The organism is Sphingomonas sp. (assembly GCF_042095875.1).
GTDB lineage: Bacteria > Pseudomonadota > Alphaproteobacteria > Sphingomonadales > Sphingomonadaceae > Sphingomonas.
Window position 1 is genome coordinate 81588 of record NZ_JBELMJ010000011.1, and the last position, 6192, is coordinate 87779.

Sequence of the window (6192 nt, forward strand, 5' to 3'; positions counted from 1 at the left end):
GCGCGCCCAGGCGTCGAGCAGGGTGTGCGCGATCGCGTAGGGCGGCGGGGCGAGAAAAGCGTCGCCGGTGCCGTCGAGCACCGCCAGCACCTCGTCGCGGGTGACCCAGCGGGCGTCCTCGAGCTCGTTGGTGTCGAGCGTGATCTCGTCGGTCAGCGCCTCGGCGACGCAGGCGATCATCAGCTGCGACGGGAACGGCCACGGCTGGCTGGCGACGTAGCGGACCGCGCCGACCGCGACGCCGGCTTCCTCCGCGATCTCGCGCCGCACCGCTTCCTCGATCCCCTCGCCCGGTTCGAGGAAGCCGGCGAGCGCGGAATAGCGGCCCTGCGGCCAGCTCGGCTGGCGCCCGATCAGCGCGCGGCCGCGATGCTCGGCGATCATGATGACGACGGGGTCGGTGCGCGGGAAATGCTCGGCGCGGCAGTTGGCGCATCTGCGCCCCCAGCCGGCGCGGAACAGCGTCGTGGGCGTGCCGCAATTGGCGCAGAAGCGGTGGCGCGCGTGCCAGTCGAGCAGCGCCCGCGCGGTGGCGAAGGTCGCCGCCTCGCCGGCCTGGAGCCGCTGAAGCGTGTTGAACAAGGTCGGCGAGCGGAACGGCGGCGGCGCGCCCTGCCCCGGCAGGATCGCGGCGAAGCGCGGGCGGCCGCCGTCGAGCCCGAGCAGCACGAACTCGGCGTCGTCGGGCGCCTCGGTCAGCATGGTCCAGCCGAGCCGGCCGTCGTCGGTGACCTCCGGTTCCCAGTTGGTGAGCGAGAGCAGGCGCGCCTGCCAGTTGCCCATCGCGGCCGACAGCGCGGCGTCGTCGTGGCGCATCGCGTCGGCGCGGTCGAGCAGGCCGCCGGTGAAGCCGGGGGTCAGGATAACGCTCATGGGCGGCGCTGCTGTCCGGTGGCACGCAGATCAGCGCGCCCGGCGGCACGCTCCGCGTCGAGGCGCAGCGCCGCGCCGACCTGCGCGCCGAGATCGAGGCTGCCGGGCGGGAAGATGTTGGTCATCGCGGTCGCGCGGGTGCGCGTCAGCGGGTTGACGAAGGCGATCGTGTTGGCAGCACCGCTCCAGCTATAGGTGCCGCGCGGTACGCCGCCGGGCACGTCCTCCAGCTGCACCAGCCCGCCCGCGCCGAACCCCGCGCCCTTCATCGAGCCGGGCGTGTAGCCGGTGAAGGTGACGCCGGGGGGCAGGAGGTTGGAGGTGGCGAGCCGCACCGTTTCCGGCTTCATCACCTGTACGCCGTCGAGCGTGCCGCCGTTCTGGATCATGTGGAGGAAGCGGTCGTAGTCGCGTGCCGACGAGACCAGCCCCGCGCCGCCGTAGGCGAAGCTGGGCGCGGTGAGATAGGGCGAGGTCGCCGCGGGATCGAACGGCAGCAGCCGCCCGGCGGCCGCGACGTAGAGCGTGGCGAAGCGTCCCTGCTGCCCCGCCGGCACCTGCCACCCGGTCGCGGTCATGCGCAGCGGGGTGAGCAGGCGCGTCTGGACGAATTGCTCGAACGACATGCCGCTCGCGCGCTCGATCACCGCGCCCATGACGTCGAGGCCGATCGAGTAGCTCCAGCGGGTGCCCGGCTGCGCGATCAGCGGCAGCTGCGCGGCGCGGTCGGCGAAGGCGAGAAGGCTGGTCGGGCGGGTGCGGCGTGCCTCGCGCTCGACCTCGGCATTGACCTGCGCGGGGACGACGCCGAGCCGTTCGGTTTCCTTCAGCAGCGGCCCCTTGGCGGAGATGTTGTAGCTGAGCCCGGACGAGTGGGTCAGCAACATGCGGATCGTGATCGGCCGGCGCGCGGGTACCGTGTCGAGCGACGTGTCGGGGCTGGTCAGCACGCGCATGTTCGCGAAGGCCGGGATGTATTTCGAGACGGGATCGTCGAGCGCGATGCGGCCGTCCTGCACGAGCAGCATCGCGGCCATGCCGGTGACGGGCTTGGTCATCGAGTAGATGCGCCACAGCGTATCGGGGCCGGCGGCGGGGGCGGTCGCGTCGGTCGCGATGCGGCCGGCGGAGAGGAAGATCGTCGGTGCGTCCCCCTGCCCGAACGCGCCCGCGACGCCGGGCGCGCGGTTGGTCGCGACGAGGCGGTCGAACAGCGCCTGCGTCTCGGGCAGCGCGCCGCGCGTCGGCGCGGGTGTGGCGGCGGGCGGGCGCGGGGTGGAGCGTTGCTGGGGCTGCGGCGCGGCCTGCGACGCGGCCTCGTGCGCGATCGTCGCGCCGGCGAACAGCGATAGCGCGGCGGCGCCCGCAACCGCGACCGAGCGGCGCTTCAACATTCCCTGCCTCATCCTGCCTCCATCCCCATCACCGCGCGCGCCGCCTTGGCGAAGACGGTCGGCAGACCGGCCTCTCCGAGCGACGCGACGGGCCACCATTCGCCCTGTGCGGCGTCGCCCTCCGTCGGGCCATGCGCCTCGCCCGTCACCAGCGCAAGATCGAGCGTGAAGTGGGTGAAGCCGTGGCTGACCTGGACGTTGAGCGCGCGCCAATCGGCGTCGGCGGGCGCGCCGGCGAGGCCGGGCTGTGCCGGCTCCCACGGGCCGGTCGGCAGCGCGCGCATGCCGCCGAGCAGCCCGCGATCGGGGCGGCGGAGGAGCAGCACTTCGCGCGCCTGATCGCCGTCGCGGGTGAGCCAGAAGATCGTGCCGTAGCGGTGCGGGCGATCGGGCTTGGGCTTCCTGACCGGGTAACGCTCGGGCTCGCCCTGCGCGTGGCCGGCGCAGTGGCGACTGAGCGGGCAGAGCAGGCATTTGGGACGGCGCGCGGTGCAGACGGCTTGACCCAGGTCCATCATCGCCTGCGCGAAGTCGCCGGCGCGTGTGTCGGGTGTGACGGTGTCGGTGGCGGCACGGATCGCGGGGCGGGCGTTCGGCAGCGGCGTCTCAATGGCGAACAGGCGCGCGACGACGCGCTCGACATTGGCGTCGACCACCACCGCGCGCTCCCCGAACGCGATCGCGGCGACAGCGGCGGCGGTGTAGGCGCCGAAGCCCGGCAGGCGGCGCAGCGCGTCCTCGCGGCGGGGCAGCTCGCCCGCGTGCTCGGCCGCGATGACGCGCGCGGCGGCGAGCAGATTGCGCGCGCGGGCGTAATAGCCGAGCCCCGCCCAGGCGGCCATCACGTCCGCCTCGTCGGCGGCGGCGAGATCGGCGAAGGTCGGCCAGCGCCGCGTCCAGGCAACGAAGCGCGGGCGGACGGTCGCGACGGTGGTCTGCTGGAGCATCACCTCCGACAGCCAGACGCGGTAAGGGTCGAGCGTCTCGCCGGGCCTCGCGCGCCACGGCAGGTCGCGGCGGTGGCGGTCGTACCAGTCGAGCAGCGCGGGCGCGACCGCGGACGGTTCACGCGCGACGGGTGCGATCGAATCCTTGGCGTCCACCGCCCCGCTATGGCATGGGCGGGCGGATGAGCAAGCGCCCGCGCGCCCCCCTTCCCCCGCCCGAGCGCCAGAACCGGTCGCGCGCCGTATCCGAGCTGCTGCCCGCGGTCGGCGGTGCGGCGTTCCGGCGGTTCGGCTTCGTCCAGTCGGCGGTGGTGTCGCGCTGGCCCGAGATCGTCGGCGAACGGCTGGCGGCGGTGAGCTCGCCCGAATCGATCCGCTTTCCGATGGGCAAGAAGCAGGACGGCACGCTGACGCTGACGTGCCGCGGCGCGCACGCGGTGATGATGCAGCACGTGCTGCCGGAGATCACCGAGCGGGTGAACCGCTTCTTCGGTTACCAGGCGGTGGCGCGGATCACGATCCGTCAGGGCGAGATCACCCGCCGCGCGCCCAAGCGCGTCCTGCCCGAGCTCGCCCCCGCGCCGGTCGAGCTGGGCGCGAGCCTGAAGACGATCGCCGACCCTGAGTTGAAGGCGGTGCTGGAGGCGCTCGCGTCCGGTGTCGCCAACCGCCCCAGCCTGCCGCAGGTGAAATGAAGACGTTCTTGCCCTTGCTTGCCGCGGCGATGATCGCCGCCGCCCCCGTCTCGGCCGCGCCGCGCGCGTGGACCGCGGTGACGACGCCGGTCGCGACCGGCAGCTACCTGATCGGCAATCCCAAGGCCAAGGTGCGGCTGGTCGAGATATTGAGCTACACCTGCCCGCATTGCGCGCATTTCGCGGCGGAATCGGACGTATCCATCAAGGCGATGGTGCGGTCGGGCACGCTGGCGGTCGAGGTGCGCAACCAGCTGCACGACAAGATCGATCTCGCCGCGACGATGCTGGCGCGCTGTTCGGGTCCGGCGGCCTTCCCGGCGGTGCACGCGGCGTTCCTCGACCAGCAGCGCGGGTGGATCGACCGCGCGGTGGCGTGGGACGCGGCGAACGCGGCACGCGTGTCGACCTACCCGCAGCTGGCGCAGCTGCGCGCGCTGGCGGACGGTGCGGGGCTGACCGCGATCGCGCGGACCGCGGGCGTGCCGGCGGCGGCGATCGACGCGTGCTTCGCCGACGAGACGGCGCTGAACGCGGCGCTGAAGGTGTCGCAATCGACCGAGGGCGCGGCGGGGACGCCCGCGTTCGTGCTGAACGGCAAGATGATCCAGACGGTGACCTGGGCGCAGTTGCAGCCGATGCTGCGCGCGGCCGGTGCCAAATAAGCAAGTGGAGTTGACCATGAAGCGTATCGCACTTCTCGCCGGCGCGCTGGCGCTGATGACCGGTTGCGGCGGCAGCGGCGACGCGCCGAGCGCGCCCGCGGGCTCGGTCAAGGCGGCGGCGGCGCCCGCCGGGCAGGACTGGACACAGACGGTGTCGCAGACGCCCGAGGGCGGCTACGTCGCGGGCAACCCGGACGCGCCGCTGAAGCTGGTGGAGTACGGATCGCGGTTGTGCCCGACGTGCGGCGCGTTCGCCAACACCGGCATGCGCCCGCTGATGGACAATTACGTCAAGACCGGAAAGGTCTCGTACGAGTTCCGCGAGTTCCTGGTCCACGGCGCGCCCGACTTCCCGCCCGCGCTCTTGGGGCGGTGCGGCGGCGCGCAGCCGTTCTTCCCGCTGCTGGAGGAGATGATGGCGGCGCAGGCGACGATCCTGCCCAAGATGGAGGATGCCGGGCAGTTCCAGCAGGCGCAGCAGGGCAAGGCGCCGGGCGTGATGTTCACCAACTGGGCCGAGAAGCTGGGCTATATCGACTTCGTCAAGCAGCGCGGCATCCCCGAGGCGCAGGCGCGCGCGTGCCTGACCGATGAGAAGCAGATCGAGGCGCTGACCAAGTACATGGACGCGGGCACCGAGAAGGGCGTGCAGGGAACGCCGACCTTCTTCCTGAACGGCAACAAGCTGGACAATGTCGTCACCTGGGACGGGGTCGAGAGCGCGCTGAAGACCGCGGGCGCGTAATCACCCGGTAGCGCGCAGGGGCGAGCGCGCGTGCAAATCAAGCGGCTGCGGTTGACGGGGTTCAAGAGCTTCGTCGACCCCGCCGATCTCGTGATCGAGCCCGGGCTGACCGGCGTGGTCGGGCCGAACGGGTGCGGCAAGTCCAACCTGCTCGAGGCGCTGCGCTGGACGATGGGGGAGCATTCCGCCCGGTCGCTGCGCGGTGCGGGGATGGAGGACGTGATCTTCGCGGGCACCGCGACGCGGCCGCCGCGCGACTTCGCCGAAGTGTCGATCCTGCTCGACACCGATGCGGACGATGAATTGGAGGTGGTGCGCCGGATCGAGCGCGGCGCGGGCTCCGCCTACCGGATCGACGGGCGCGACGTGCGCGCGAAGGACGTGCAGCTGCTGTTCGCGGACGCGGCGACGGGCGCGCACAGCCCGGCACTGGTCAGCCAGAACCGGATCGGCGCGGTGATCGCGGCGAAACCTGCCGATCGGCGCGCGATGCTGGAGGAAGCGGCGGGGATCGCGGGGCTGCACGTCCGGCGGCGCGACGCGGAGGCGCGGCTGCGCGCGACCGAGGCCAATCTGGAGCGGCTCGACGCGGTGATCGCGGACAGCGACGCGCGCGCAGGCGTGCTTCGGCGGCAGGCGCGCGCGGCGGAGCGGTACCGGGCGGTGTCGGCGGCGATCCGGGTGGCGGAGGCGCGCAGCCTGTTCGCGCGCTGGCGCGAGGCGGACACCGCCGCAGGTGCGGCGCGTGACGAGGCGCGCGCGGCGGACGCGCGCGTGACGGCGGCGCGCGGCGCGCACGACGCCGCGACGACCGCGCAGGAGGAAGCGACCGGCGCGGTGGCGGCGCTGCGCGCGGGGAGCATCGCGGCCCGT

At 73.1% G+C, this 6192-nt stretch carries 7 protein-coding genes; 4 read left to right on the plus strand and 3 right to left on the minus strand.

The window, feature by feature from the left end:
- The 3 genes from nudC to ACFDS6_RS06270 all read right to left on the minus strand — a co-directional run.
- Positions 1 to 873, minus strand: an 873-nt coding sequence (nudC, locus tag ACFDS6_RS06260) for an NAD(+) diphosphatase (protein WP_375271255.1), incomplete at its 3' end; no start/stop codon positions are given.
- Positions 870 to 2279 carry a serine hydrolase domain-containing protein gene (locus ACFDS6_RS06265; RefSeq protein ID WP_375271256.1) on the minus strand — a complete coding sequence of 470 codons (1410 nt, stop codon included), beginning with the start codon at positions 2277 to 2279 and terminating at the stop codon, positions 870 to 872. The genes ACFDS6_RS06265 and nudC, both read right to left, overlap by 4 nt.
- Positions 2276 to 3370, minus strand: coding sequence for an A/G-specific adenine glycosylase (locus tag ACFDS6_RS06270; RefSeq protein WP_375271257.1), 1095 nt, complete (start codon positions 3368 to 3370; stop codon positions 2276 to 2278). The genes ACFDS6_RS06265 and ACFDS6_RS06270 overlap by 4 nt, the downstream gene beginning before the upstream one ends.
- A 14-nt stretch (positions 3371 to 3384) precedes the next feature.
- Here ACFDS6_RS06270 and ACFDS6_RS06275 point away from each other — a divergent pair, with 14 nt between their 5' ends.
- The 4 genes from ACFDS6_RS06275 to ACFDS6_RS06290 form a co-directional block, all read left to right on the plus strand.
- The gene (locus tag ACFDS6_RS06275; protein WP_375271258.1) at positions 3385 to 3909 is read left to right on the plus strand and encodes a DUF721 domain-containing protein; all 525 of its coding nucleotides are present in this window, start codon (positions 3385 to 3387) and stop codon (positions 3907 to 3909) included.
- Positions 3906 to 4574, plus strand: a complete 669-nt coding sequence (locus ACFDS6_RS06280) for a DsbA family protein (protein WP_375271259.1) — start codon at positions 3906 to 3908, stop codon at positions 4572 to 4574. Before ACFDS6_RS06275 ends, ACFDS6_RS06280 begins: the two co-directional genes overlap by 4 nt.
- A 16-nt stretch (positions 4575 to 4590) precedes the next feature.
- Positions 4591 to 5319 (plus strand): thioredoxin domain-containing protein, encoded by a 729-nt coding sequence (locus tag ACFDS6_RS06285; RefSeq protein WP_375271260.1) that lies wholly within the window; start codon positions 4591 to 4593, stop codon positions 5317 to 5319.
- A 30-nt stretch (positions 5320 to 5349) separates the two neighbouring features.
- Positions 5350 to 6192 (plus strand): AAA family ATPase (locus tag ACFDS6_RS06290; protein ID WP_375271261.1); only part of this gene is annotated, 843 nt, incomplete at its 3' end.

What these genes read in the sequence shown, in the direction of transcription:
- ACFDS6_RS06280 (WP_375271259.1), top strand. Translation starts at nt 3,906, where the DNA reads ATGAAGACGTTCTTGCCCTTGCTTGCCGCGGCGATGATCGCCGCCGCC.
- ACFDS6_RS06265 (WP_375271256.1), bottom strand. Translation starts at nt 2,279, where the DNA reads ATGAGGCAGGGAATGTTGAAGCGCCGCTCGGTCGCGGTTGCGGGCGCC.
- ACFDS6_RS06275 (WP_375271258.1), top strand. Translation starts at nt 3,385, where the DNA reads ATGGGCGGGCGGATGAGCAAGCGCCCGCGCGCCCCCCTTCCCCCGCCC.
- ACFDS6_RS06285 (WP_375271260.1), top strand. Translation starts at nt 4,591, where the DNA reads ATGAAGCGTATCGCACTTCTCGCCGGCGCGCTGGCGCTGATGACCGGT.